General features: G+C 51.4%; 27 protein-coding genes and 1 riboswitch. Of the genes, 23 read left to right on the top strand and 4 right to left on the bottom strand.

From position 1 onward, the window contains the following. Window positions 1-328: 328 nt before the first annotated feature. From LOZ86_RS06525 to LOZ86_RS06490, 8 genes are all read left to right on the top strand, one after another. A complete protein-coding gene (locus LOZ86_RS06525) occupies window positions 329-1,387 on the top strand; it encodes a PhoH family protein (RefSeq protein ID WP_039482812.1) in 1,059 nt (352 codons plus the stop codon). Continuing rightward, entirely contained in the window at window positions 1,384-1,863 is a 480-nt protein-coding gene (gene ybeY, locus LOZ86_RS06520; RefSeq protein ID WP_039482815.1) for an rRNA maturation RNase YbeY, read from the top strand. Before LOZ86_RS06525 ends, ybeY begins: the two co-directional genes overlap by 4 nt. A 124-nt stretch (window positions 1,864-1,987) precedes the next feature. Beyond that, window positions 1,988-2,866: a CNNM family magnesium/cobalt transport protein CorC gene (gene corC, locus LOZ86_RS06515; RefSeq protein WP_010298789.1), complete on the top strand. Its 879-nt coding sequence runs from the start codon at window positions 1,988-1,990 to the stop codon at window positions 2,864-2,866. A 7-nt stretch (window positions 2,867-2,873) separates the two neighbouring features. After that, window positions 2,874-4,403, top strand: coding sequence for an apolipoprotein N-acyltransferase (gene lnt, locus LOZ86_RS06510; protein ID WP_039482818.1), 1,530 nt, complete (start codon window positions 2,874-2,876; stop codon window positions 4,401-4,403). 407 nt (window positions 4,404-4,810) lie between these two features. Further along, window positions 4,811-5,707 carry an amino acid ABC transporter substrate-binding protein gene (locus LOZ86_RS06505; RefSeq protein WP_039482821.1) on the top strand — a complete coding sequence of 299 codons (897 nt, stop codon included), beginning with the start codon at window positions 4,811-4,813 and terminating at the stop codon, window positions 5,705-5,707. 218 nt (window positions 5,708-5,925) lie between these two features. After that, window positions 5,926-6,666 carry an amino acid ABC transporter permease gene (locus LOZ86_RS06500; RefSeq protein ID WP_010285409.1) on the top strand — a complete coding sequence of 247 codons (741 nt, stop codon included), beginning with the start codon at window positions 5,926-5,928 and terminating at the stop codon, window positions 6,664-6,666. A 3-nt stretch (window positions 6,667-6,669) separates the two neighbouring features. Then, window positions 6,670-7,344 carry a glutamate/aspartate ABC transporter permease GltK gene (gene gltK, locus LOZ86_RS06495; RefSeq protein ID WP_039482823.1) on the top strand — a complete coding sequence of 225 codons (675 nt, stop codon included), beginning with the start codon at window positions 6,670-6,672 and terminating at the stop codon, window positions 7,342-7,344. Continuing rightward, window positions 7,344-8,069, top strand: coding sequence for an amino acid ABC transporter ATP-binding protein (locus LOZ86_RS06490; protein WP_039482825.1), 726 nt, complete (start codon window positions 7,344-7,346; stop codon window positions 8,067-8,069). Before gltK ends, LOZ86_RS06490 begins: the two co-directional genes overlap by 1 nt. A gap of 153 nt (window positions 8,070-8,222) precedes the next feature. Here the strand turns inward: LOZ86_RS06490 and LOZ86_RS06485 are convergent, their stop codons facing one another. After that, a complete protein-coding gene (locus LOZ86_RS06485; protein WP_010298779.1) occupies window positions 8,223-8,705 on the bottom strand; it encodes a zinc ribbon-containing protein in 483 nt (160 codons plus the stop codon). A 309-nt stretch (window positions 8,706-9,014) separates the two neighbouring features. Between LOZ86_RS06485 and leuS the strand changes: the two genes are divergently transcribed. From leuS to lipA, 13 genes are all read left to right on the top strand, one after another. After that, on the top strand, window positions 9,015-11,597 hold the full coding sequence (leuS, locus tag LOZ86_RS06480) for a leucine--tRNA ligase (protein ID WP_230242972.1): 2,583 nt from the start codon (window positions 9,015-9,017) through the stop codon (window positions 11,595-11,597). 14 nt (window positions 11,598-11,611) lie between these two features. Continuing rightward, on the top strand, window positions 11,612-12,166 hold the full coding sequence (lptE, locus tag LOZ86_RS06475) for an LPS assembly lipoprotein LptE (RefSeq protein ID WP_039482829.1): 555 nt from the start codon (window positions 11,612-11,614) through the stop codon (window positions 12,164-12,166). Next, the gene (gene holA, locus LOZ86_RS06470; RefSeq protein WP_039482830.1) at window positions 12,163-13,188 is read left to right on the top strand and encodes a DNA polymerase III subunit delta; all 1,026 of its coding nucleotides are present in this window, start codon (window positions 12,163-12,165) and stop codon (window positions 13,186-13,188) included. Before lptE ends, holA begins: the two co-directional genes overlap by 4 nt. Next, a complete protein-coding gene (gene nadD / locus LOZ86_RS06465) occupies window positions 13,155-13,844 on the top strand; it encodes a nicotinate-nucleotide adenylyltransferase (protein WP_039482834.1) in 690 nt (229 codons plus the stop codon). The genes holA and nadD overlap by 34 nt, the downstream gene beginning before the upstream one ends. Before the next feature lie 194 nt (window positions 13,845-14,038). Further along, window positions 14,039-14,356 carry a ribosome silencing factor gene (gene rsfS / locus LOZ86_RS06460; protein ID WP_039482837.1) on the top strand — a complete coding sequence of 106 codons (318 nt, stop codon included), beginning with the start codon at window positions 14,039-14,041 and terminating at the stop codon, window positions 14,354-14,356. Between the two features lies 1 nt (window position 14,357). Further along, window positions 14,358-14,828, top strand: coding sequence for a 23S rRNA (pseudouridine(1915)-N(3))-methyltransferase RlmH (gene rlmH, locus LOZ86_RS06455; RefSeq protein WP_005976291.1), 471 nt, complete (start codon window positions 14,358-14,360; stop codon window positions 14,826-14,828). 33 nt (window positions 14,829-14,861) lie between these two features. Next, window positions 14,862-16,766: a peptidoglycan DD-transpeptidase MrdA gene (gene mrdA / locus LOZ86_RS06450; RefSeq protein ID WP_039482839.1), complete on the top strand. Its 1,905-nt coding sequence runs from the start codon at window positions 14,862-14,864 to the stop codon at window positions 16,764-16,766. Between the two features lie 9 nt (window positions 16,767-16,775). Continuing rightward, window positions 16,776-17,888 (top strand): peptidoglycan glycosyltransferase MrdB, encoded by a 1,113-nt coding sequence (mrdB, locus tag LOZ86_RS06445; RefSeq protein WP_039482841.1) that lies wholly within the window; start codon window positions 16,776-16,778, stop codon window positions 17,886-17,888. A 13-nt stretch (window positions 17,889-17,901) separates the two neighbouring features. Continuing rightward, window positions 17,902-19,023 (top strand): endolytic peptidoglycan transglycosylase RlpA, encoded by a 1,122-nt coding sequence (rlpA, locus tag LOZ86_RS06440; RefSeq protein ID WP_039512397.1) that lies wholly within the window; start codon window positions 17,902-17,904, stop codon window positions 19,021-19,023. A gap of 166 nt (window positions 19,024-19,189) precedes the next feature. Further along, on the top strand, window positions 19,190-20,401 hold the full coding sequence (gene dacA / locus LOZ86_RS06435; protein WP_039482846.1) for a D-alanyl-D-alanine carboxypeptidase DacA: 1,212 nt from the start codon (window positions 19,190-19,192) through the stop codon (window positions 20,399-20,401). Between the two features lie 134 nt (window positions 20,402-20,535). After that, entirely contained in the window at window positions 20,536-20,799 is a 264-nt protein-coding gene (ybeD, locus tag LOZ86_RS06430; protein WP_005976281.1) for a DUF493 family protein YbeD, read from the top strand. Between the two features lie 147 nt (window positions 20,800-20,946). Further along, the gene (gene lipB / locus LOZ86_RS06425; protein WP_181892562.1) at window positions 20,947-21,630 is read left to right on the top strand and encodes a lipoyl(octanoyl) transferase LipB; all 684 of its coding nucleotides are present in this window, start codon (window positions 20,947-20,949) and stop codon (window positions 21,628-21,630) included. Between the two features lie 227 nt (window positions 21,631-21,857). Then, complete coding sequence (gene lipA, locus LOZ86_RS06420; protein WP_039482849.1) at window positions 21,858-22,823, top strand: lipoyl synthase; 966 nt, start codon at window positions 21,858-21,860, stop codon at window positions 22,821-22,823. Window positions 22,824-22,905: 82 nt separating this feature from the next. Here the strand turns inward: lipA and tatA are convergent, their stop codons facing one another. Next, entirely contained in the window at window positions 22,906-23,103 is a 198-nt protein-coding gene (tatA, locus tag LOZ86_RS06415) for a Sec-independent protein translocase subunit TatA (RefSeq protein ID WP_039482851.1), read from the bottom strand. Window positions 23,104-23,365: 262 nt separating this feature from the next. Beyond that, window positions 23,366-23,470, top strand: a riboswitch (Fluoride riboswitch). 85 nt (window positions 23,471-23,555) lie between these two features. Between tatA and crcB the strand changes: the two genes are divergently transcribed. Further along, window positions 23,556-23,939 (top strand): fluoride efflux transporter CrcB, encoded by a 384-nt coding sequence (crcB, locus tag LOZ86_RS06410; RefSeq protein ID WP_039482854.1) that lies wholly within the window; start codon window positions 23,556-23,558, stop codon window positions 23,937-23,939. A gap of 98 nt (window positions 23,940-24,037) precedes the next feature. Here crcB and cspE read toward each other — a convergent pair whose 3' ends face one another. Continuing rightward, window positions 24,038-24,247, bottom strand: coding sequence for a transcription antiterminator/RNA stability regulator CspE (gene cspE, locus LOZ86_RS06405; RefSeq protein ID WP_005976270.1), 210 nt, complete (start codon window positions 24,245-24,247; stop codon window positions 24,038-24,040). Window positions 24,248-24,464: 217 nt separating this feature from the next. On the opposite strand from cspE, the gene LOZ86_RS06400 reads away from it, so the two are divergent. Beyond that, complete coding sequence (locus tag LOZ86_RS06400) at window positions 24,465-25,175, top strand: aspartate/glutamate racemase family protein (RefSeq protein ID WP_039482856.1); 711 nt, start codon at window positions 24,465-24,467, stop codon at window positions 25,173-25,175. Between the two features lie 164 nt (window positions 25,176-25,339). Here LOZ86_RS06400 and ypfM read toward each other — a convergent pair whose 3' ends face one another. Further along, window positions 25,340-25,399 (bottom strand): protein YpfM, encoded by a 60-nt coding sequence (gene ypfM / locus LOZ86_RS21500; RefSeq protein ID WP_137739554.1) that lies wholly within the window; start codon window positions 25,397-25,399, stop codon window positions 25,340-25,342. Window positions 25,400-25,602 lie beyond the last annotated feature (203 nt).

Genomic DNA, 25,602 nt, shown 5'->3' with positions numbered 1-25,602 from the left:
ACTTATTCCAGCCTCTGCGCGATGATGGGTGGCTTTGCCACCCATTTTTTATGGCAGACTATCCCAGTCTGCCCCCCTTCGGGCCGTTGCTGCGATGCAACGTTGAAAAACGCTCCTGCGTTTTTTATGGCAGGCTATCCACTTCAATTGCATGCCGCTTACATTTGCTTTTGCGAGGCAGCATCCCAATATCATGATTGTGACTTGCACCATCGGGCATTCACGATGAATAATTCATTCATATGGCGGATACATCAGGCCGTCTGACAACTGTTCATTTTGTGCGGGCAGAAATAGCGCCAGCACAGTAACGCTCAAGAGGAATAATTTGAACGTAACGACAAAAGAAATTGCCCTTGAACCTGCGGATAACCAGCGTCTGCTCAGCCTTTGCGGTCCGTTTGATGACAATATTAAACAGTTAGAGCGTCGTTTAGGTATCGAGATCAATCGCCGGGATAATCAATTCAAATTGGTTGGAAAAAACCTGCTGACGCAAGCTGCCGCCGATATCCTGCAACGTCTGTATGTCGATACGGCCCCAGTACGTGGCGTCATCGGTGATATCGATCCTGAGCAAATTCACCTGGCGATTAAAGAATCTCGCGTGCTGGAACAGTCTGCGGAACACGTTCCTGACTATGGCAAAGTGGTCAATATCCGCACCAAACGCGGCGTAATCAAACCGCGCACGCCAAATCAGGCTCAGTATGTTGCCAATATCCTCGATCACGACATCACGTTCGGCGTTGGCCCTGCAGGAACGGGGAAAACCTACTTAGCCGTCGCTGCCGCCGTGGATGCATTGGAGCGTCAGGATATTCGCCGTATTCTGTTAACGCGCCCAGCGGTCGAAGCTGGTGAGAAGCTGGGCTTCCTGCCCGGCGATCTGAGCCAGAAAGTCGATCCTTATCTGCGCCCGCTTTATGATGCCCTGTTTGAAATGCTGGGCTTTGAGCGCGTCGAGAAGCTCATCGAACGCAACGTGATTGAAGTTGCGCCACTGGCTTACATGCGTGGCCGAACGCTGAACGATGCTTTTATCATTCTGGATGAAAGCCAGAACACCACCATTGAACAGATGAAGATGTTCCTGACACGCATCGGGTTCAACTCAAAAGCGGTCATTACCGGTGACGTCACGCAGATCGACCTGCCGAAGAATCTGAAATCCGGCTTACGCCACGCAATAGAAGTGCTGGCCGATGTGGAAGAGATCAGCTTTAACTTTTTCCACAGCGAAGATGTGGTGCGCCATCCAGTGGTCGCGCGGATTGTGAATGCCTATGAAGCGTGGGAAAATGCCGAACAGAAACGTAAAGACGCCTTAGCAGAACAGCGTAAGCGTGAAGCACAGGCTACGGCATCAGATCAGGAGCAAAAATGAGTCAGGTGATTCTGGATTTACAAATCGCCAGCGAGCAAGCCCAAGGGTTACCGGAAGAAAAAAACTTTCAGCGCTGGCTGGAAGGCGTTCTGCCGCAGTTTCAGGAAGTCTCTGAAGTCACGATCCGTATCGTGGATGAGGCAGAGAGCCGCGACTTGAATAACACCTATCGCGGGAAAGACAAACCGACCAACGTGCTATCGTTTCCTTTCGAGGCACCGCCTGAGGTTGAGCTTCCTTTGCTTGGCGATTTAATCATCTGCCGTCAGGTTGTCGAGCGTGAAGCCGCAGAGCAGGAAAAAACCGTAGAAGAGCACTGGGCGCACATGGTTGTCCATGGTAGCCTGCATCTGCTAGGGTATGACCATATCGAAGACAGCGAAGCCGAAGAAATGGAAGCGCTGGAAACCGAGATTATGCAAAGTATGGGCTATGCCGATCCTTACCTTGCAGAAAAAGATGGCCTCACCGAATAAATAGAAATACATTTTGTATAACCCGAGATCGGGAAGATATCGGGTACTAATCCTAATCTGGCCGCTGTGTCGATTCCAACGGCTGGCAATAATCCCTTAACAAGAGTGATGTTAATTAAAACGCATGAGCGACGACCATTCTCAAAACAGCGATGCACCCAGTCCCAAAAAGGGCTTCTTTTCTCTTATTCTTAATCAGCTTTTTCACGGCGAGCCAAAAGATCGTAACGGTTTACTCACTCTGATTCGTGATTCCGAACAGAATGACCTGATCGATCCTGAAACGCGAGATATGCTCGAAGGCGTCATGGATATCGCCGACCAGCGTGTACGCGACATCATGATCCCTCGCTCGCAGATGATTACGCTCAAGCGCGATCAAACGCTGGAAGAGTGTCTGGACGTGATTATCGAATCCGCCCACTCTCGCTTCCCCGTGATTAGCGAAGATAAAGACCACATTGAAGGCATCCTGATGGCGAAGGATTTGCTGCCGTTTATGCGCAGCGATTCCGAGCCCTTCAGTATGGATAAAGTTCTGCGTTCCGCCGTGGTTGTGCCGGAAAGTAAACGCGTTGATAGAATGCTGAATGAGTTCCGCTCGCTGCGCTATCACATGGCGATTGTCATCGATGAATTTGGTGGCGTATCCGGCCTGGTCACGATTGAAGATATTCTTGAGCTGATTGTCGGCGAAATTGAAGACGAATACGACGATGAAGAAGACAGAGATATTCGTCAGCTTAATCGCCAGACCTACACCGTTCGAGCTTTAACCGATATCGAAGATTTTAACGAGGCTTTCGGTACACGGTTCAGCGATGACGAAGTCGATACCATTGGCGGCTTAGTTATGCAGTCTTTCGGCCATCTTCCTGCCCGTGGTGAAACCATCGACATAGAAGGTTACCTGTTTAAAGTTGCGATGGCGGACAGCCGCCGTATTATTCAGGTTCATGTCAGAATCCCTGACAATGCCCCTCAACCAAAATTGGAAGAATAATTTGGCAATGGTTGTCGCTTCTTTTCTACAACGCCAGCAGGTTAAAGCCCTGCTGGCGCTCTTATTTGGTGCCTGTGGCACGCTGGCATTTTCTCCCTTTGATTTCTGGCCTGCGGCAATTATCTCGCTCATGGGTTTACAGGCACTGACGCTCAACCGTACGAGTCGTCAGTCAGCCTGGATAGGATTTTGCTGGGGATTGGGTCTGTTCGGTAGCGGCGTTAACTGGGTTTACGTCAGCATCGCGCAGTTTGGCGGAATGCCGGGCCCTGTCAATATTGCGCTGGTCATTCTGCTCGCCGCCTATTTGTCGCTCTACCCTCTGCTGTTTTCTGCCTTGCTCTCACGCCTGTGGCCGAAAACAACGCTGTGGCGTCTGGCGTTTGCCGCCCCCGTGCTCTGGCAGTTAACCGAATTTCTACGCGGCTGGGTGCTCACCGGTTTTCCGTGGTTGCAATTCGGCTACAGCCAAATTGACGGCCCGCTCAAAGGTATCGCGCCTATTCTGGGTATCGACACCATTACCTTCCTATTGATGAGCCTAAGCGGGCTACTCGTTTATGCCATCAACCAACGAAAAATCGCACCGGCAGCCATTGCCATCGGCGTTTTCGTTTTATCATGGCCGCTGCGCAACGTGCAGTGGTATACCCTGCAACCTGAACGTGCCGTCAATGTCGCACTGGTACAGGGCAACATCCCACAGGCCATGAAGTGGGAACAAGATGAGCTGTTGAACACGCTGAAAATCTATCTGGATAACAGCCTGCCCTATATGGACAAGGCCCCCATCGTTATCTGGCCAGAAACGGCGATTCCCGATATTGAAAGCCGTCAGGGTGCCTATCTGAAGCAGATTGACGATATCCTGCGTAGCCGTAATAGCAGCCTGATTACAGGTATCGTCGATATCCGGCGTGAAGGTAATAAAACCGATTTTTATAACTCGGTGATCGTTTTGGGCGACAAAGATCCTTATCACTACCCCACAACGAACCGTTACAACAAAAACCATCTGGTACCTTTTGGCGAATTTGTCCCTCTGGAAACGTTGTTACGCCCACTCGCGCCGTTCTTCGATCTCCCGATGTCGTCATTTAGCCGGGGAGACTACGTTCAGCCACAGCTTTCTGTTCATGGCTTCAAGCTCAACGCCGCTATTTGTTATGAAATTATCTTAGGCCAACAGCTGCGTGATAACTTCCGGCCAGACACCGATATGCTACTGACCATTTCGAACGATGCCTGGTTTGGCCATTCAATCGGCCCGTGGCAACACTTCCAGATGGCACGCATGCGCGCGCTGGAATTAGGGCGTCCGCTGGTTCGTAGCACTAATAACGGCGTCACAGCGGTGATTACCCCTGATGGCAATGTCAGCGCCAGTCTGCCGCAGTTTACGCGTGCGGTGCTGGACACGCAGGTTGTGCCGGCAACCGGGATAACGCCTTATGCGCGCTTCGGTTCCTGGCCGCTCTGGATCATTACGCTACTGGGCGGCATTGTTGCCGGTTTCTTCGGCTTGCGTCGCCGATAACTGGCCCCTCCTCACTTCCCTAAGGGCATGCTTTTGCATGCCTTTTTTTATTTATGGCACGGTATTTGCCTCTTATTACCCTGTAAAGGGTTGTTTCTGTATTTTTTTGGATATTACGCCGACGTAAAGCGCTCTATTGGGGCAAGCAATGCACCGAATTGGTGCCACCCTCTGACATTGCTGTTATTTGGTGCGGCGGATATCGCAAAAAACAAACATTTCTATTTCAATCTATTTACAATCAGCTACTTTTTAACTGTATAGACAGTAACTTCGCGCTTTAACGGTGCAGCGTTATCACAGAGAAGCCGCAAAGCCTTATGAGTGATACAGCAATACGATGTTAGCTTGAAGACAATGTTAACTTGAAGATGACGGGTATATAACGACAGCAAAGGAGTTAGAACATGCAAATGCGTAAACTGGCATTATCACTGCTTCTGCTTGGCACCGCCGCCAGCGTAGCTCAGGCTGAAGATCTGGCCGGTACATTGAAAAAGGTCAAAGATAATGGCGTGATCGTCATTGGACACCGCGAATCGTCCGTGCCTTTTTCTTACTATGACAACACGCAAAAAGTGGTCGGCTACTCTCAAGCCTACTCTGACAAAATTGTCGAAGCGATTAAGAAAAAACTGGATGCGCCTAACCTGCAGGTCAAGTTACTCCCTATCACCTCTCAGAATCGCATCCCGCTGTTGCAGAACGGTACCTTTGATCTTGAATGTGGTTCAACGACTAACAACCTGGAACGACAGAAACAAGCCGCGTTCTCTAACACCATTTTCGTGGTTGGTACACGTCTGTTAACCAAAAAAGATTCCGGCGTAAAAGACTTCCCAGATCTGGCGGGTAAAACCGTCGTCGTGACTTCCGGCACCACCTCTGAAGTTCTGCTGAACAAGCTGAATGAAGAAAAACAGCTGAAGATGCGTATCATCAGTGCGAAAGACCACGGTGACTCCTTCCGTACGCTGGAAAGCGGCCGTGCTGTCGCCTTTATGATGGATGATGCACTGCTGGCGGGCGAACGTGCGAAAGCGAAAAACGCCGATCAGTGGGATATCGTCGGCAAAGCACAGTCTGAAGAAGCTTACGGCTGTATGCTGCGTAAAGACGATCCACAATTCAAGAAACTGGTTGATGACACCATCGCTGAAGTTCAAACCTCCGGTGAAGCTGAAAAATGGTTCGATCGCTGGTTCAAACAACCGATCCCACCAAAAGATCTTAACCTGAACTTTGCACTGTCAGACGAAATGAAAGCGCTGTTCAAAGCGCCAAATGACAAAGCACTAAACTAATTAATAATGAGAATAAGGGCAGAGCTATCTGCCCTCTGATTGCTGATTCGTGGCAGGACAGACAGGCATGTGATGGTCGTTCCCCATCACATGTTGCCCGAGAAATTTCGATAAACAGGAAAATAAACAATACGCCTGTAGTTTGAAACAGAACGGGAATATGGCCGCTCATCAATCTTCAGGGTAGCTTCGCTACCCTTTTTTTACCGGAGTTCGTTATGTCAATAGATTGGAACTGGGGCATATTTCTACAAGCCGCCCCCTTCGGCAACACAACCTACCTCGGGTGGATTTTGTCCGGTCTGCAAGTCACTGTGACATTATCTATCTGTGCCTGGATTATCGCCTTTCTCATTGGTTCTTTATTTGGAATCCTGCGTACCGTCCCAAATCGTTTTCTTGCGGGTATTGGCACCTGCTACGTCGAACTATTTCGCAACGTCCCACTGATTGTCCAGTTCTTTACCTGGTATCTGGTGGTTCCTGAACTGCTTCCCGTCAACATCGGAATGTGGTTTAAAGCCGAGTTAGACCCGAATATTCAATTCTTCCTGTCATCGATGATTTGTCTGGGGCTCTTCACCGCAGCACGCGTTTGTGAGCAGGTTCGTGCGGGGATTCAGTCTTTACCACGCGGACAAAAAGCTGCGGGTCTGGCAATGGGCCTGACACTGCCGCAAACCTACCGCTATGTATTACTGCCGAATGCGTATCGCGTGATTGTTCCGCCGCTGACGTCAGAGATGCTGAATCTGGTAAAAAACTCAGCTATCGCGTCCACGATTGGTCTGGTGGATATGGCGGCACAGGCAGGGAAACTGCTGGACTACTCCGCCCACGCATATGAATCCTTTACCGCTATCACGCTGGCGTACGTTGGCATCAATGCCATCATTATGTTGATTATGCAGGTCGTTGAGCGAAAAACCCGTTTGCCGGGCAATATGGGGAGCAAATAAATCATGCATGAATTTGACTGGAGCTCAATTGGGCCAAGCATGCCGTACCTGATTCAGGGGATGGTCGTCACACTCAAAATTACGCTGACAGCAGTGGTATTCGGGATTGTCTGGGGCACGATTCTGGCGGTGATGCGCCTGTCGCCGATAAAGGCCGTTAGTTGGTTTGCCAAACTGTATGTGAACCTGTTCCGCTCCGTTCCACTGGTCATGGTGCTGCTGTGGTTCTATCTGGTGGTTCCTAGCTTATTACAAAATGTGCTTGGGCTATCGCCGAAAACCGATATTCGACTGATTTCAGCTATGGTAGCCTTCTCGCTGTTCGAAGCAGCCTATTATTCGGAAATCATTCGTGCAGGTATTCTCAGCGTGTCACGTGGTCAATCCTCCGCGGCGCTAGCATTAGGCATGACGCACTGGCAATCCATGAAGCTGATTATTCTGCCGCAGGCATTCCGCGCCATGGTGCCATTGCTGCTGACGCAGGGGATTGTTCTGTTCCAGGATACCTCACTGGTTTACGTGCTCAGCCTCGCTGATTTCTTCCGTACCGCCTCAACCATCGGCGAGCGTGACGGAACACAAGTTGAAATGATCCTGTTTGCCGGGTTCATTTATTTTCTCTTCAGCATTACTGCCTCAATGCTGGTCAGTTACCTGAAAAAAAGGACGGTTTGATGATTTCCCTGAAAAATGTTTCTAAATGGTACGGCCAATTTCAGGTGCTAGCCGACTGCTCCACAGAAGTAAAAAAAGGTGAAGTTGTGGTCGTCTGCGGACCTTCTGGCTCTGGCAAATCAACCCTGATCAAAACCGTAAACGGTCTGGAACCGATTCAAAAAGGTGAAATTACCGTCAATGGCACCGCCGTTAACGATAAAAAAACCAATCTGGCTCAGTTGCGTTCCAAAGTCGGGATGGTGTTCCAGCACTTTGAACTGTTCCCACACCTGTCGATTATCGAGAACCTGACGCTGGCGCAGGTGAAAGTGCTGAAACGTAAGCGTGAAGACGCCAAAGCCAAAGCACAGAAGCTTCTGGAGCGCGTTGGGCTGTCAGCACACGCCAACAAATTCCCAGGGCAGCTTTCCGGCGGTCAGCAACAGCGTGTCGCCATCGCCCGCGCGCTGTGCATGGATCCTATCGCGATGTTATTTGACGAACCGACATCCGCACTTGATCCAGAGATGATCAACGAAGTGCTGGACGTTATGGTTGAATTGGCGCAGGAAGGCATGACCATGATGGTGGTCACGCATGAAATGGGCTTTGCCCGTAAAGTGGCGCACCGCGTGATTTTTATGGATGAGGGAAAAATCGTTGAAGACACCCGCAAGGATGATTTCTTCAATAATCCACAGTCCGAACGCGCGAAAGACTTCCTGGCGAAAATCCTGCATTAATATCCGCGACTTACTTTGCAGGACTAGAACGGTGGTAATGGAATAGAAGAGTAAAGCGTCCGCGCCAGGGATGGCGCGGCTCGAGCTTACAGGGATGTACTTGCAGCGTCTTTACGATCTATCCATTACCACCGCTCAATACTCCCAACAGCCCTACGGCTGAAACGGTTGGCGGTGGAACAGGTCATGTGAGCATTTCGGGCAGAGTGGCAAAACCTCCGGCGTGTAGAACGCAATATGGTGATGGCAGTTCTCACACACCAGATTACCGAGACCCACCACTTCACCGCTGTGGTACACCCCGTGATGATTCACATCTTTGAAAATCTCACGCCACTCCAACTGCGTTTTATCCGTAATATCCGCCAGTTCCTGCCACAGACTTTCCTTGATGACTCGCATAAAGACGCTGTCGGTAAACTCATCCTGACTTTCGTTATAGCTGCGGGCAAACTCTTCCAGATCGCGCTGAACGGCCTGAATCACCTGCTCTATTTCTTTTTGCGTCAGCTCCGAACTTTCCTGCAAAGTTTTGCGGGCGCTCAGCACCAGACTGTCGAGATCGCGTTCACCATTGTTCAGCCGAGCCGTCACTGAAGCCATTAACTCGCGATAATAGCGGGCTAGTTTATTCATGCTTCCTCCTGAATTAAGCGGGTTGAAGGGTGATAAAGAACGCCTATTCGCTGTCTGGCACATCTGGCCAAAACCGATACGTTACCTATCTCTCTCTATCTTAGATTATTTTTTCGGTACGCCTGATAAATTGTCGCCAATTTGCGCAACGCCTCGCAGTATGTCGCTCACAGATCAGAAATATTCCTCAGTCGGGCGCTGGGTGTTGTTGCACGCGCCGCTTACGGCTATGCTATGCGGATCTTTTGTTATGAATCGGAAGAGGCTACTCACGTAGCGATTCTTCACTAAACAGGACCCTTGGCAGCCATGCAAGAGCAATACCGCCCAGAAGAGATAGAAGCGGACGTCCAGCTTCACTGGCAAGAGAAGCAGACCTTTAAAGTCACCGAACAGCCCGGCAAGGAAAAATACTATTGCCTTTCCATGCTGCCTTACCCTTCTGGCCGACTACATCTGGGGCACGTCCGTAACTACACCATCGGCGACGTGATCTCCCGCTATCAGCGCATGCTGGGCAAAAACGTTCTGCAACCGATCGGTTGGGATGCCTTTGGTCTGCCAGCAGAAGGCGCAGCGGTTAAAAACAACACCGCGCCGGCCCCCTGGACCTACGCCAACATCGACTACATGAAAAACCAGCTCAAACTGCTGGGCTTTGGCTATGACTGGGATCGTGAAGTCGCGACCTGTAAACCAGACTACTACCGCTGGGAACAGTGGTTCTTCACCAAGCTGTACGAGAAAGGCCTGGTTTATAAAAAAACCTCCGCCGTTAACTGGTGTCCAAACGACCAGACCGTACTGGCGAACGAACAGGTTATCGATGGCTGCTGCTGGCGTTGCGATACCAAAGTCGAACGCAAAGAAATTCCACAGTGGTTTATCAAAATCACCGCTTACGCAGACCAACTGCTGAACGATCTGGATACGCTGGAAAGCTGGCCTGAGCAGGTCAAAACCATGCAACGTAACTGGATCGGCCGTTCTGAAGGTGTGGAAATCACCTTTGATGTGGCGGACAGTGACGAGAAACTGAGCGTTTACACCACGCGCCCGGATACGTTCATGGGCGTGACCTACGTTGCTGTTGCCGCCGGTCACCCTCTTGCAGCACAAGCAGCTGCAACCAACCCAGCGCTGGCCGATTTCATTGCAGAATGCCGTAATACCAAAGTTGCCGAAGCCGATATGGCGACGATGGAGAAAAAAGGCATGGCCACTGGCCTGTATGCGATTCACCCGCTAAACGGTGAGAAAGTCGCTATCTGGGTCGCCAACTTCGTCCTGATGGAATACGGTACAGGCGCAGTCATGGCCGTTCCGGGCCACGACCAGCGCGACTGGGAATTTGCCACCAAATACGATCTGTCCATCAAGCCGGTTATTCTGAATGCCGACGGCAGCGAGCCCGATCTGTCTGCTCAAGCAATGACGGAAAAAGGTAGCCTGTTCAACTCTGGTGAGTTTGACGGTCTGGATTTCGAAGCCGGGTTCAACGCCATTGCCGATAAGCTGGTAGAAAAAGGCATCGGCGAGCGTAAAGTCAACTATCGCCTGCGCGATTGGGGTGTCTCCCGTCAGCGTTACTGGGGCGCACCAATCCCAATGGTGACGCTGGAAGACGGCACCGTCGTCCCAACGCCAGAAGATCAACTGCCGGTAATCCTGCCGGAAGATGTCGTGATGGACGGCATCACCAGCCCGCTGAAATCGAACCCTGAATGGGCGAAGACGACCGTTAACGGTCAGCCAGCACTGCGTGAAACCGACACATTCGACACCTTTATGGAATCATCCTGGTACTACGCGCGCTACACCTGCCCGCAGTACGATCAGGGAATGCTGGATCCGGCTGCCGCCAACTACTGGCTGCCCGTTGACCAATACGTTGGTGGTATCGAACACGCCATCATGCACCTGATGTATTTCCGCTTCTTCCACAAACTGATGCGCGATGCGGGTCTGGTTACGTCTGATGAACCCGCCAAACGCCTGCTGTGTCAGGGCATGGTGCTGGCTGATGCCTTCTATTATCTCGGTAATAACGGCGAGCGCATCTGGGTTTCTCCGACCGACGTGACCGTTGATCGTGATGAGAAAGGACGCATCGTCAAAGCCGTCGATAACGAAGGCCGTGACGTGGTTTACGCGGGCATGAGCAAAATGTCGAAGTCTAAAAACAACGGCATCGACCCACAGGTCATGGTAGAGAAATACGGTGCAGATACCGTTCGTCTGTTCATGATGTTTGCTTCTCCGGCAGAAATGACGCTGGAATGGCAGGAATCCGGCGTAGAAGGCGCAAACCGCTTCCTGAAACGCGTCTGGAGACAAGCCTTCGAGCATACAGAGAAAGGTGCGGTAACAGCTCTGGATATCGCTACACTGACGGAAGATCAGAAATCACTGCGCCGCGATCTGCACAAAACGATCGCTAAAGTGACCGATGATATCGGCCGTCGCCAGACCTTCAACACCGCGATCGCTGCCATCATGGAACTGATGAACAAGCTGGCAAAAGCGCCGCAGGATAGCGATCAAGATCGCGCGCTGACGCAGGAAACGCTGCTGGCCGTCGTTCGTATGCTGTATCCGTTCACGCCGCACGTCTGCTTCACGCTGTGGCAGGCACTGCAAGGTGAAGGCGACGTCGATACGGCGCCGTGGCCGGTTGCAGATGAAAGCGCAATGGTTGAAGATTCCAAGCTGGTCGTTGTTCAGGTTAACGGTAAAGTACGTGGTAAAATCACCGTTGCTGCTGACGCAAGCGAAGAACAGGTTCGCGAACGCGCTGCACAGGAACCGCTGGTCGCGAAATATCTGGACGGCGTCACGGTTCGTAAAGTGATTTATGTCCCTGGCAAACTGCTTAACCTGGTTGTAGGTTAAGGCAAGGAGGAACTGTGCGACATCGTCTATTCACGTTGTTGCTGGGGTTAGCGGTGTTAATCACCGCTGGCTGCGGTTTTCATCTGCGCGGCACGACACAAGTGCCTGCGCAGTTACAAACACTGGTGCTCGACAGCAGCGATCCTTATGGTCCGCTAACGCGTGCGGTACGTGAGCAGCTCCGTCTCAGTGATGTGAAAATCGTTGATGATGCGGCGCGTCAGGATATCCCGTCTCTGCGGGTACTGGGCTCAAACGAAACGCGCGATACCGTCTCTATTTTTCAGGACGGTAAAACAGCGGAGTACCAGATGGTGCTAACGTTGCAAGCGCAGGTGCTGATGCCGGGTGAAGATATTTATCCGCTCAGCGTGACGGTGTTCCGCACGTTCTTTGATAACCCGCTGGCGGCTCTGGCGAAAGATGCCGAGCAGGACATCGTTCGTCAGGAAATGCGTGAGCAGGCTGCCCAGCAGTTGGTGCGAAAATTGCTGACCATCAATGGTAGTCAGGAAGTCAAAAATCGGCTGCAGTCCACCAATTCAACGACTGCCGCCACGCGTTCATGATTCGGCTTTACCCCGAACAACTCACCGCGCAGCTCCATGAGGGGCTGCGCGGTTGTTATTTGGTCTTTGGTTCAGACCCGCTCTTGCTGCAGGAAAGTCTCGACAGCATCAAACGGGTCGCTCAACAGCACGAATTCAGCGAGCATTTCAGCTTCATCCTGGATCTTCATACCGACTGGGATGCGATTTTCAGCACCTGTCAGGCGCTCAGCCTGTTCGCCTCACGCCAATCGCTCTTACTGGTTTTGCCGGAAAACGGCCCAAACGCCGCGATGGGTGAAAATCTGGTTAAGCTCTCTGGATTATTGCACCCCGATATTTTGCTGATTCTGCGCGGTCATAAGCTGACCAAAGCGCAGGAAAACAGCGTCTGGTTTAAAGCGCTGGCGCAAGACAGCGTCTATATCAATTGTCTGACGCCAGAACAGGCACAGCTCCCTCGCTGGGTTGCTCAGCGTGCGAAAGCCATGAAGTTGACGCTGGATGAACAGGCCACGCAGCTCATTTGCTATTGCTATGAAGGCAACCTTCTCGCGCTGTCTCAGGCGTTAGAGCGGTTAGCGCTGCTTTATCCCGATGGCAAGCTGACTCTGCCGCGAGTGGAAAGCGCAGTCAATGATGCAGCCCACTTCACACCGTTCCATTGGCTTGATGCGCTGCTGGCAGGAAAAGGCAAACGCGCCTGGCACATTTTGCAGCAGCTAAAACAGGAAGATTGCGAACCTGTCATTTTGCTACGCACGCTACAGCGTGAACTGCTACAGCTTCTGGCGCTGAAACGGCGCATGTCAGACACGCCGCTGCGTACGCTATTCGACCAGCAAAAAGTGTGGCAAAACCGACGTGACCTGCTCACTCAGGCATTACAGCGGCTCTCTCTTCAGCAGCTACAGCAGGCCGTCCGATTGCTGACGCAGGTAGAAATAACCTTAAAGCAAGACTATGGTCAGTCCGTTTGGTCTGAACTTGAATCGCTTGCCATGCTGCTATGCGGCAAAGCCTTGCCGGAGGCATTCATCTGAATACCTCACCCGCAGCGCCATCGCTGACCGCGTTTTTTGGCGGCACGTTTGACCCGATTCATTACGGTCACCTTCAGCCAGTAACAGCACTGGCAAAGCTTGTGGGGCTGACTCAGGTCGTCCTGATGCCCAATAATGTTCCGCCACATCGGCAGCAGCCCGAAGCCAGTTCCCGGCAGCGTTTCCATATGGCTGAGCTGGCCATCGAAGGCAACCCGCTATTTACCGTGGACGATCGTGAGCTACAACGGCAAACGCCCTCCTACACCATTGATACATTGGAGGCATTTCGGGCTGAAAAAGGCGGTGATGCGCCGCTGGGCTTTATCATCGGGCAGGACTCGTTGCTAACGCTACACCATTGGCACCGCTGGCAGGACCTACTCAACGTTTGTCATTTGCTGGTATGCGCTCGGCCCGGATATCGCTCAACGCTGGAAACGCCCGAATTACAACAGTGGCTGGACGATCATCTGACGCACACACCGAACGATCTGCATCAGCAACCGCATGGGCGGATTTTTTTAGCAGACACGCCGCTAGTCACCATTTCCGCAACGGACATTCGCCAACGTCGACAGCAAGGTCTGGACTGTCACGATTTATTACCTCCCGCCGTACTCCGTTACATCAACGAACACGGCCTGTACCAATAGCGCAGGTTTTCCCGTCCATCAGCCACGGGCTTTGTACCACTCGACAAAAGTGCGTGATATACTCCGCGGCTGGTTTCAATCACTGGGAAAAGCGAAAATTTTCGGCAATGACTCGGTGATTCACGTTTTTCCTAAACAATTCAGCGCCGCACGCGTTCGTCAGTTACTGACAAAACGCCATTGAGGGGGAACCTTTGCAAGGCCAAGCACTCCAAGACTTCGTTATTGATAAGGTCGATGACTTAAAAGCTCAGGATATCGTTGCACTCAACGTCCAGGGTAAGTCCAGCATCACCGATTACATGGTTATCTGTACGGGTACTTCTACACGTCATGTCGCCTCCATTGCCGATCACGTCGTACAATCCTCACGCGCCGCGGGTTTGATCCCACTCGGTGTCGAAGGTGAAAACGCCTCAGATTGGGTTGTGGTCGATTTGGGTGACGTGATGGTTCATGTCATGCAAGAAGAAAGCCGCCAGTTGTACGAACTGGAAAAACTGTGGGGCTAGCATGAAACTGCAACTGGTCGCCGTTGGCACCAAAATGCCTGACTGGGTGCAGACTGGTTTCACCGATTATTTGCGCCGTTTCCCAAAGGACATGCCTTTCGAATTACTCGAAATTCCGGCGGGGAAACGGGGTAAAAATGCGGACATCAAACGCATTCTGGAGCGCGAAGGCGAACAGATGCTAGCAGCGGTGGGCAAAGGCAACCGCATTGTGACGCTGGATATTCCAGGGACTCGCTGGGAGACGCCGCAGTTGGCACAACAGCTGGAGCGCTGGAAACAGGACGGGCGCGACGTCAGCCTGCTGATTGGTGGGCCTGAAGGGCTTTCCCCAGAATGCAAAGCCGCAGCGGAACAAAGCTGGTCACTCTCGCCATTAACGCTGCCGCATCCGCTCGTTCGTGTACTGGTGGCGGAGAGCCTGTACCGTGCATGGAGCATTACGACTAATCACCCTTACCATCGGGAGTAAGACGATACGATGAAACTTGTGAAATAACGCTGGATGAAAGTAGAACGTAAACCCTTTCGTGATTATACGGCTGAGTCCGCTCTGTTTGTGCGTCGTGCTTTGGTCGCATTTCTGGGCATTTTGCTGCTTTCCGGTGTATTAGTCGCTAATCTTTATCATCTGCAAATTGTGCGCGTTGATGACTACCGCACACGCTCTAATGAGAACCGCATCAAGCTGGTTCCTATCGCGCCGAGTCGCGGCATCATCTATGACCGTAACGGCACTCCGCTGGCGTTGAATCGCACTATCTATCAGTTAGAACTGGTACCCGACAAAGTCGACAACCTTAAAGATACGCTCGAAGCCCTGCGCCCCGTCGTCGACCTGACCGATAGCGATCTGGAAAACTTTGAAAAAGAGCGTAAGCGTTCACGCCGTTTTACTTCCATCCCCGTAAAAAGCGGGCTGGATGAGATTCAGGTTGCCCGTTTTGCCGTCAACCAATACCGTTTCCCCGGTGTTGAAGTTAAAGGCTACCAGCGCCGCTATTATCCTTACGGCTCTGCCCTGACGCACGTCACGGGTTATGTTTCCAAAATCACCGATAAAGAAGTAGAACGGCTGACCAAAGAAGAAAAGATTGCCGATTACGCCGCCACGCGTGACATCGGTAAGCTAGGTATTGAACGTCATTACGAAGATCTGCTGCACGGCAAGCCTGGCTATGAAGAAGTTGAAGTTAACAACCGTGGCCGCGTGATCCGCCAGCTCCACGAACAGCCACCGCAGGCTGGACGTGATATTTATCTGACGCTGGATCTGAGCCTGCAAATCTACATCGAGAAACTGCTGGAAGGCAGTCGTGCCGCCGTGATTGTCACCGATCCACGCGACGGCGGTATTCTGGCGATGGTTTCCACCCCCAGTTACGATCCCAACCTCTTCGTCGACGGGATTTCCACCAAAAATTACGCAAAACTACAAAGCGACCCCGATCGTCCGCTGATCAATCGCGCAACACAGGGGATTTATCCCCCCGCCTCCACCGTTAAACCTTACATCGCGGTTTCCGCCCTGACGGCGGGCGTGATCACCACTAATACCAGCCTGTTCGATCCCGGCTGGTGGCAATTACCCGGTTCCGAGAAACGCTTCCGCGACTGGAAAAAATGGGGACATGGCCGCCTTAATCTCACCAAGTCACTGGAAGAGTCCGCGGATACCTTCTTCTATCAGGTCGCTTATGACATGGGCATCGATCGCCTGTCCGAATGGATGACCAAATTTGGTTACGGCGAGAGAACCGGTATCGATATTTCGGAAGAAAGCAAAGGCAATATGCCAACGCGCGAGTGGAAATTAGGCCGGTTCAAAAAGCCTTGGTATCAAGGGGATACGATTCCGGTCGGAATTGGTCAAGGTTATTGGACCGCAACGCCTATCCAAATGAATAAGGCACTGGTGACGCTGATCAACGACGGCCAGGTCAAAACGCCTCACCTGCTTTATAGCTCGCGGGAAAATGGCAAGATTGTGCCTTTCCGCCAGACCGAGAATCAGCAAATTGGCAACATCCACTCTGGCTATTGGGAAGTGGCGAAGGACGGTATGTATGGCGTGGCTAACCGCCCTAACGGCACCGCCCACAAAAGTTTCGATGATGCGCCTTATAAAATTGCGGCAAAATCCGGTACGGCACAGGTTTTCGGCCTGAAAGAAAACGAAACCTATAATGCGCACAAGATCGCAGAACATCTGCGTGACCATAAATTAATGGTTGCGTTTGCCCCGTATAAAGACCCTAAAGTAGCGATGTCGATTATTCTGGAAAACGGTGGCGCAGGCCCGACCGTTAGCACCATCACCCGCCAGATCCTTGATCATATTCTGCTAGGTGATAACAATACCGATTTACCCAGTGCGCCTCCTGCGCCACCGGGTAGCGAGAGTGAGTAACAGACAGTCATGACCGATAGCCAACAAAAGGGATCGTTCTGGGCGAAAATCCACATCGATCTCCCGTTTCTTCTCTGCATCCTGGCACTGCTAGGCTATAGTCTATTTGTCTTATGGAGCGCCAGCGGGCAAGACGTCGGCATGATGGAGCGAAAAGTCGTTCAAATCGTGCTGGGGTTTACGGTAATGATCGTGATGGCGCAAATTCCCCCGCGCGTGTATGAAGGCTGGGCTCCCTACCTCTACATCGTATGCGTGATTTTACTGCTCATCGTGGATATTTTTGGGCAAATCAGTAAAGGCGCGCAGCGCTGGCTGGATCTGGGTTTTATCCGTTTTCAGCCGTCAGAAATTGCCAAAATCGCCGTACCGCTGATGGTCGCGCGTTTTATCAACCGTGATATGTGCCCACCGTCGCTAAAAAATACGGCAATCGCGCTGGTGCTGATTTTTGTCCCTACGCTGTTGGTTGCCGCACAGCCCGACTTAGGCACCTCGATTCTGGTCGCGCTATCAGGGCTATTTGTGCTTTTCCTCGCGGGTATGAGCTGGCGCTTAATTGGCATCGCCGTCCTGCTACTCGCCGCTTTTATTCCTATACTCTGGTTTTTCCTGATGCATGACTATCAGCGCGCCAGGGTCATGATGCTGCTCGATCCAGAAAGCGATCCGCTCGGGGCCGGGTACCATATTATTCAGTCGAAAATTGCGATAGGCTCAGGCGGTCTGTCTGGGAAAGGCTGGCTGCATGGCACACAGTCTCAGTTAGAGTTTCTTCCAGAGCGCCACACCGACTTTATCTTTGCCGTACTGTCAGAAGAGCTTGGGTTAATTGGCGTATTGATTCTGCTCGCCATGTATCTGTTCATGATCATGCGCGGTCTGGTCATTGCCGCGAATGCGCAAACCTCGTTCGGCCGGGTGATGGTCGGCGGGCTGATGTTGATTCTGTTTTTCTATGTGTTCGTCAATATCGGGATGGTCAGCGGTATACTTCCCGTTGTTGGCGTGCCGCTGCCGTTAGTCAGCTACGGTGGGTCGGCGCTGGTCGTCTTAATGGCGGGGTTCGGTATCGTCATGTCGATACATACTCACCGCAAACTGCTATCTAAGAATTTATAACACGAGGTGAGCAATGCGTAAGGATTGGCTTTGGGTCGGCGTAGCAACTCTGGCGCTTGCGGCCTGTACCACAACGGAACAGCGGCAGCCTGCGCCGCCTGTGACTCAGGTTTACAGCGGACCGACGGAAGAAATCGGTGGCGCAGAACCACGTTATGAACCCTACAATCAGGGCACGCAGCAAGACTACAGCATCAAAGGCAAGAGCTATAAAATTGTCAAAAACCCGCAAAATTTTAGCGAGACAGGTTTAGCGACGTGGTACGGCGAAGAAGCCAGCGGCAACCGCACGTCAATCGGCGAGACGTTTGATCCTAATGCGATAACCGCCGCCCACCCAACGCTGCCGCTGCCAAGCTATGTCCGCGTGACCAACCTGAGTAACGGCCGCCGTCTGGTTGTACGCGTGAACGATCGCGGGCCGTATACGCCGGGCAGAATTATCGATCTGTCGAAGGCCGCAGGCGATCGGCTGAACATTTCGAACAATACCAAAGTAAAAGTAGATTTCATCAACGTCGCGCCAGATGGCACGCTCTCCGGTCCCGGAACCGTGGGCACCACCGTCGCCAAGCAAAGCTTCTCCCTACCGGAACGCCCGAGCTTCGGCGCCAGCGGGCTGGGCACACCGATGATGGAAACAACGTCGCCAACGCCCAACAGCGCCGTACGCCCAATCAGCAATAGCAACCTGAGCACGCCAACAGATAGCACGCAGCCACAGAGCAGCGCGCCGTCGCACAGCGGTGGTTTTCTGGGAGCACCATCCGCGCTGCGCACTGGCGTGGTTGAGTCCACGGTGACGCCAACGGCGGCGGCAACATCGTCATCCGCTGCGCCAATGAACGTCGCGCCAGCGGCAACAGTTGCCGCTCCCGCTGCTGCAACGCCATCTGCCACGGGTCGCTATGTGGTTCAGGTCGGTGCATTGAGCGATCAGCAGCGCGCGCAAACCTGGCAGCGCAGCCTGAGCGAACGCTTCCGCGTGGCCGGAAAAGTCAGCGCGAGCGGCGGCCTGTATCGCATCCAACTGGGGCCATTCCAGAATCGTCAGCAAGCCGCTGAACTTCAACAACGTTTGTCAGTCGAAGCTCAGCAGCAGTCGTTTATTACCGCCGCACCCAGCACCCTCTAGTAACGGATAATCGGCAGACTCACTCAGCGAAAACGGCGGCTATGGCATTGAACATACCGCCCTTTTGCAAAATCACGTAACGTAATGTCTGATGCCTGCCTATTTCCCATCTGCTATAGTGTGGCTCGTTTTTTAACTCATACCCACGGATGTTGTTGTTCCAATCATGAATACTGTAAACACGTCTCGTTTTACTAAACGTACTGCGCTTGGCGCACTGCTCGCCATTAGTGCCTCTTCCTTTGCCTATGCCGAAGATATCAATCTTAAAACGATGATCCCTGGCGTCCCGCAAATCGATGCTGAATCCTACATCCTGATTGATTACAACTCTGGGAAAGTGTTGGCGGAAATGAATGCCGACACGCGCCGCGATCCGGCCAGCTTAACGAAAATGATGACCAGCTACGTGATTGGTCAGTCCATTAAATCAGGAAAAATCAGCCCGAACGACATCGTTACCGTCGGTAAAGATGCCTGGGCAACAGGCAACCCAACCTTCCAGGGCTCTTCCCTGATGTTCCTGAAGCCGGGCGACCGCGTTCCTGTCTCCCAGTTAAACCGCGGTATTATCCTGCAATCCGGTAACGATGCCTGCGTCGCGATGGCCGACTATGTTGCCGGCAGTCAGGATGCTTTCGTTAACCTGATGAACGGTTACGTGAAAGCGCTGGGGCTGAAAAATACCAATTTTGAAACCGTGCACGGTCTTGATGCTCCGGGCCAGTTCAGTTCGGCACGCGATATGGCCCTGATCGGTCAGGCGCTGATCCGCGATGTGCCAGAAGAGTACGCGACCTACAAAGAGAAAGAGTTCACGTTCAACAATATTCGCCAGCCTAACCGTAACGGTTTGCTGTGGGATTCCAGCCTGAATGTTGACGGCATCAAAACGGGCCATACGTCGTCAGCCGGCTTTAATCTGGTCGCCTCGGCAACAGAAGGCCAGATGCGCCTGATTTCTGCGGTACTGGGTGGACGTAACGCCAAAGGGCGCGAATCAGAAAGTAAGAAACTGCTGACCTGGGGCTTCCGCTTCTTTGAAACCGTCGCACCATTGAAAGCAGGCAAAGAATTCGCGTCTGAGCCCGTCTGGTTTGGCGACAGCGACCGCGTTGCGTTGGGCGTTGAGAAAGATGCCTACCTGACCATTCCACGCGGCCGTATGAAAGATCTGAAAGCCAGCTATGTTCTGGACAACACGGAACTGCATGCACCGTTAGCCAAAAACCAGGTTGTGGGTTCCATCAACTTCCAACTGGATGGCAAAACCATCGATCAGCGCCCGCTGGTGGTGATGAACGAAGTGAAAGAAGGCGGAATCTTTGGCCGCATGATCGACTACATCAAACTGATGTTCCATCACTGGTTCGGCTAATCCCCTTGTGTGGGGCCAAAATGCCCCCATATCGATACCATCCATAACTCCCGCACAACGCGGGAGTTATATTTTTTAGTATACTGTACTGATGTCAGTGCTAATGTCGGCGTATTACCCTCTCTGGAGCGCAAATGAAAACCAAATTAAACGAACTGCTTGAATTCCCCTGTGTTTTTACCTACAAGGTCATGGGTGAGGCAAAACCAGAGTTGGTCGATCTGGTCGTTGAAGTGGTACAGCGTCATGCGCCAGGCGACTACACGCCGCAGATCAAACCCAGCAGCAAAGGGAATTATCACTCGGTTTCCATCACCATCACTGCGACACACATTGAGCAGGTGGAAACGCTGTACGAAGAACTGGGCAATATCGACATCGTGCGCATGGTTCTGTAAGGCATAGGATTCTATAAGACATAGAGTTCTGTGTAATAAAAACGAGCGGGAAAACTGGCGAGTGCGGCAGGGTTTTGTGATGTTGCAAAGTGCTGTTCGCTGAGGCTTCCCGCCGTTATAATCCCCCCACCTTTCCTTAACCTGAAGATGACACACTTGCTACAGGATAAGATCATCGTACGCCAATTTGACGTACAGCCGTATGAACCCGTCTCTCTGGCGATGCATAATTTCACCGACCGACGTGATGATAAAACGCCAGATGAAATCTGGCTGGTTCAGCATCCTCGTGTATTTACGCAGGGTCAGGCAGGCAAAGCCGAACATGTCCTCATGCCCGGTGATATTCCCGTGATTCAGAGCGACAGAGGCGGTCAGGTGACCTACCACGGCCCCGGTCAGCAGGTCATGTACGTGTTGATTGACCTGAAGCGTCGCAAGCTCGGCGTTCGTCAGCTAGTCACTGCCATCGAAAACACCGTGATTGGCACACTGGCACATTTTCAGATTGAAGCCCATGCGCGCCCTGATGCGCCCGGCGTCTATGTAGGCGAGCGTAAAATCTGTTCGTTAGGACTGCGTATTCGCAAAGGCTGCTCTTTCCACGGGCTGGCGCTCAATATTGCCATGGATCTCTCCCCTTTCCTACGTATCAACCCGTGTGGTTACGCTGGTATGGAGATGACGCAACTCAGCGATCTGGTGCTGGGCGTCACGCTGGATGACACCGCCCCCGTGCTGGTGAACACCTTTTTGCAGTTAGTCGGCTATTCCGCACCCGAATTTGTTTCGTGGAATCTGGACGTTCAGGGTGAGCCGCTTCCTGGCTAATGCATTTTGTCCTGTTAATAAAAATCAGTCAGTTAGACGATCGTTTTTTGATAAATTACATTTTATTCACATAATTTCTTCATTTTGATCGTGCAAAGGCTGATTGTGGTTAGGCAAGATGATATAATTTTTATAGTTTTTTAAAAAAAAGTTTAACTAAAAACATAATCCTTTGAATTTGAATTACAAATTTAAAGAAACGATTCAGAACTGGAACTTACGCAAACATGAGTAAACCGATTCAGATCGAACGCGGCGTTAAATACCGCGATGCCGATAAGATGGCGCTAATCCCGGTACGTACCGTCGTCACCGAACGCCAAGAGCTTCTGCGCAAACCTGAATGGATGAAGATTAAACTTCCGGCGGATTCAAGCCGTATTCAGGGAATCAAAGCAGCCATGCGCAAAAACGGGTTGCACTCAGTTTGCGAAGAAGCGTCCTGTCCGAATCTGGCAGAGTGTTTCAACCACGGCACCGCCACCTTCATGATTCTGGGCGCGATTTGTACGCGTCGCTGCCCGTTCTGTGACGTTGCCCACGGCCGCCCGCTTACGCCGGATGCCAATGAGCCTGAGAAACTGGCACAGACCATCCATGACATGGGCTTACGCTATGTCGTGATCACCTCCGTTGACCGTGATGATCTGCGTGACGGCGGTGCACAACACTTTGCAGACTGTATTAGCGCTATTCGCCGCAAAAACCCGACTATCCGCATCGAAACATTGGTGCCAGACTTCCGTGGCCGTATGGATCGCGCGTTAGAGATCCTGACCTCCACGCCGCCAGATGTGTTCAACCACAATCTGGAAAACGTACCGCGTGTTTACCGTCAGGTCCGTCCTGGTGCGAACTATGAGTGGTCACTGAAGCTGCTGGAAAACTTCAAGAGCGCACATCCAGATATCCCGACCAAGTCCGGCCTGATGGTTGGATTGGGGGAAACCAATGCTGAAATCGTAGAAGTGATGCGTGACCTGCGTCGCCACGGTGTGACGATGCTGACGCTGGGACAATATTTACAGCCGAGCCGCCATCACCTGCCAGTACAGCGCTACGTCAGTCCGGATGAATTTGATGAGATGAAGGCCGAAGCGATGGCGATGGGCTTTACCCACGCGGCCTGCGGTCCATTTGTGCGCTCGTCCTACCATGCCGACCTACAGGCAAAGGGCATCGAAGTAAAATAAGCGCTCATACATATTTACACATTTTTTGTGTGGAATAAAAAACGGACGGCTATTGCCGTCCGTTTTGCTGTGTGAGGTGCGATCAGAGTTCTTTACGAGATGAATCATTCAGCGCTGTCGTTTCATCTGTCTTTGCCGGCTGATCGTCATTCATCGCCTTCTTGAAGCCTTTAATCGCCGCGCCTAAATCACCGCCGAGGCTACGAAGTTTATTCGTACCAAACAGTAGAATGATTAACGCGCCAATCACCAACAGCTTGGCAATACTGATACCTTCCATACAAACCTACCTGATTTAGATGCTGGAGACGCCAGCGAACGAGAACGATTTTTATTGAAAATAATTCTTTTACTCTATGTCCTCTATCTAAAACCTTATGCAGCGCGACACAATTAGCATCTGTAACAAATTGCATCTATAGCAAATTGCATCTATAAAAACGTAAGACGCGGCAAAAGCGCTTTCTCGCGCATTCAGATTGCTTTACAACTTTCGCCTCGGCACCACTACAAAAATCCCTTCTGACGGCGTAAACTTTCTTTACTAAAGCGGAGATGACATTCCTCCCTACCCTCGCGCAGCCAAAACGCTGACAGCCTTAAAAACAGGGTACAACCGCCACTCGGCTAATGATGTCTACGTCCACCTCGCAGAGAGGGCGTAGCGTCCTGACCAACACTCTCCGAGATCGCAAAAACAATTCAGGCAAAACAGCCCAAAGAAAGGTTTCTATGTTGAGTACATTACTTGCGGTATTTATTGGCGGCGGAGTCGGTAGCGTGGCGCGCTGGCAGCTTGGCGTGAAGTTTAACAATCTGTATCCAACGCTGCCGCTGGGCACTCTGCTTGCTAATTTAATTGGGGCTTTTGTTATTGGCGGCGCACTCGCTTTCTTCCTGCGCCATCCTCATCTCGATCAGGACTGGAAAATATTGATTACCACTGGGCTGTGCGGCGGTTTAACGACGTTTTCGACCTTTTCCGCAGAAGTCGTCATGTTCCTGCAAAGTGGGCAGCTTGCGGCGGCGGGGTTACACGTACTGTTGAATCTGGCGGGTTCGTTGCTCATGACCGCACTGGCGTTTGCTCTGGTCACGTGGGTGACAACACACTGATGTCACGTGAAAATTAATATCTCGTGGAAATTGATAGCACGTGGAAAATGAAGCAAAAAAAACCCGCCATCGGCGGGTTTTTCACGAAATCGGTATAATTAAATAGCGTTAACGTTAGCAGCTGAAGGACCTTTGGCACCGTCAGTGATTTCGAACTCTACACGCTGACCTTCAGCCAGAGTTTTGAAACCATTGCTCTGGATGGCAGAGAAGTGTACGAACACGTCTTTGCTACCATCTTCAGGAGTGATGAAACCGAAGCCTTTAGACTCATTGAACCACTTAACACTACCTTTAATCTTAGACATCAAACTTACCTTTACATGAATGAAAGACACAAAATCTGTGTCAGGTACAGTACAACAATAGATTGGCCTTTTGTCCAGTTGAAGTTGGATAAAAAGTGATAAAAGTCGCTAAAAATGTATACCACGTAACTCCGCTGTCCTATTTTAACCCGATGCAGAACGCGGAGAGTTCAGTTCTGGTCGATTCATCACTTTTTACGATATGAAGGAAGGCACCATGGTAAGCAAAACGCTGGGTCTGATCGGGGGTATGAGTTGGGAATCCACTATCCCGTATTACCGCATGATCAACGAGTATGTGAAAAGCCAACTTGGTGGTCTGCACTCCGCCAAAATCATCCTGCACAGCGTCGATTTCCACGAGATCGAACGGTTGCAGTCACAAGGTGATTGGGCGCAGTCAGCCGCTGTACTCAGCAATATCGCAGTAGGACTACGTCAGGCGGGAGCAGAGGCGATCGTCATCTGTACCAACACGATGCATAAAGTGGCCGATGACGTTGAACGCGCCTGTCAGCTTCCTCTTTTGCATATTGCCGATGCCACCGGTGCCAGCCTGAAACAGCACGGATTGAAGAAAGTCGGTTTGCTTGGAACCCGCTACACAATGGAGCAGGATTTCTATCGCCAGCGCATTCAGGAACGATTTGGCGTGGAGGTGATAGTTCCTGACCATGCGGGGAAAGAGGCCGTTAATCGCATCATTTATGACGAGCTGTGTCTGGGGAACATTAACGACGCATCACGGCAGATCTATCGGGACATTATCCAGCAGCTTGAACAGCAAGGTGCAGAAGGCATCATTCTGGGTTGTACAGAGATCCCGCTATTAATCAGTGCCCAGGATGCGCAAGTTCCTCTTTTTGATACCAGCAGGCTCCACGCGATTGCCGCAGCGAAATTTGCGCTTAACCAACCATCATCATGAATTAAATAGATAAAATAAAATTTATACGCAAACTAATAATAGCCTCTTTTATTTACTCAGGTTTCCTCTTTTAACATAGAAAATAAGCAGTATTGAGAGACTCAATACTGCTTATTCGTATGATTTTATTCCTGGTATGCAATGACTATCGGTACTTCTCGTTATTATTTGCGTAACATTGCTTCAATAAAATCTTTCCAAGTACTCACTTCTACTTCTACCATGCGAACCTCTTGGTGATTAACGGCGACACATTATACGCACACTTTTTAATCAGGTAAAAGTGTTATGAAAGTATAAAATGTGTACTACTGCATATTTCTGCAACACAGTTCACAGTAGATCTCCCCGCTTTTTTTCGGCATGCTGGGCTATCGCACGATTAGGCTCAGTCAGGCCGTGCTGTCCTGAACAGCAATCGTCATGC

Origin of the sequence: Pectobacterium parvum, assembly GCF_020971565.1 — a bacterium.
Lineage (GTDB): Bacteria > Pseudomonadota > Gammaproteobacteria > Enterobacterales > Enterobacteriaceae > Pectobacterium > Pectobacterium polare.
This window is presented reverse-complemented; position numbering and strand designations above follow the sequence as displayed.

Excerpts from the sequence above, each read along its gene's own strand:
- tatA (WP_039482851.1), bottom strand. The coding sequence starts at position 23,103 with ATGGAAGGTATCAGTATTGCCAAGCTGTTGGTGATTGGCGCGTTAATC.
- LOZ86_RS06490 (WP_039482825.1), top strand. The coding sequence starts at position 7,344 with ATGATTTCCCTGAAAAATGTTTCTAAATGGTACGGCCAATTTCAGGTG.
- lipB (WP_181892562.1), top strand. The coding sequence starts at position 20,947 with ATGACACACTTGCTACAGGATAAGATCATCGTACGCCAATTTGACGTA.
- lnt (WP_039482818.1), top strand. The coding sequence starts at position 2,874 with ATGGTTGTCGCTTCTTTTCTACAACGCCAGCAGGTTAAAGCCCTGCTG.
- ybeD (WP_005976281.1), top strand. The coding sequence starts at position 20,536 with ATGAAAACCAAATTAAACGAACTGCTTGAATTCCCCTGTGTTTTTACC.
- gltK (WP_039482823.1), top strand. The coding sequence starts at position 6,670 with ATGCATGAATTTGACTGGAGCTCAATTGGGCCAAGCATGCCGTACCTG.
- ybeY (WP_039482815.1), top strand. The coding sequence starts at position 1,384 with ATGAGTCAGGTGATTCTGGATTTACAAATCGCCAGCGAGCAAGCCCAA.
- lipA (WP_039482849.1), top strand. The coding sequence starts at position 21,858 with ATGAGTAAACCGATTCAGATCGAACGCGGCGTTAAATACCGCGATGCC.
- LOZ86_RS06485 (WP_010298779.1), bottom strand. The coding sequence starts at position 8,705 with ATGAATAAACTAGCCCGCTATTATCGCGAGTTAATGGCTTCAGTGACG.
- cspE (WP_005976270.1), bottom strand. The coding sequence starts at position 24,247 with ATGTCTAAGATTAAAGGTAGTGTTAAGTGGTTCAATGAGTCTAAAGGC.
- dacA (WP_039482846.1), top strand. The coding sequence starts at position 19,190 with ATGAATACTGTAAACACGTCTCGTTTTACTAAACGTACTGCGCTTGGC.
- leuS (WP_230242972.1), top strand. The coding sequence starts at position 9,015 with ATGCAAGAGCAATACCGCCCAGAAGAGATAGAAGCGGACGTCCAGCTT.
- LOZ86_RS06500 (WP_010285409.1), top strand. The coding sequence starts at position 5,926 with ATGTCAATAGATTGGAACTGGGGCATATTTCTACAAGCCGCCCCCTTC.
- crcB (WP_039482854.1), top strand. The coding sequence starts at position 23,556 with ATGTTGAGTACATTACTTGCGGTATTTATTGGCGGCGGAGTCGGTAGC.
- mrdB (WP_039482841.1), top strand. The coding sequence starts at position 16,776 with ATGACCGATAGCCAACAAAAGGGATCGTTCTGGGCGAAAATCCACATC.
- rlpA (WP_039512397.1), top strand. The coding sequence starts at position 17,902 with ATGCGTAAGGATTGGCTTTGGGTCGGCGTAGCAACTCTGGCGCTTGCG.
- mrdA (WP_039482839.1), top strand. The coding sequence starts at position 14,862 with ATGAAAGTAGAACGTAAACCCTTTCGTGATTATACGGCTGAGTCCGCT.
- rlmH (WP_005976291.1), top strand. The coding sequence starts at position 14,358 with ATGAAACTGCAACTGGTCGCCGTTGGCACCAAAATGCCTGACTGGGTG.
- LOZ86_RS06505 (WP_039482821.1), top strand. The coding sequence starts at position 4,811 with ATGCAAATGCGTAAACTGGCATTATCACTGCTTCTGCTTGGCACCGCC.
- holA (WP_039482830.1), top strand. The coding sequence starts at position 12,163 with ATGATTCGGCTTTACCCCGAACAACTCACCGCGCAGCTCCATGAGGGG.
- nadD (WP_039482834.1), top strand. The coding sequence starts at position 13,155 with ATGCGGCAAAGCCTTGCCGGAGGCATTCATCTGAATACCTCACCCGCA.
- LOZ86_RS06400 (WP_039482856.1), top strand. The coding sequence starts at position 24,465 with ATGGTAAGCAAAACGCTGGGTCTGATCGGGGGTATGAGTTGGGAATCC.
- corC (WP_010298789.1), top strand. The coding sequence starts at position 1,988 with ATGAGCGACGACCATTCTCAAAACAGCGATGCACCCAGTCCCAAAAAG.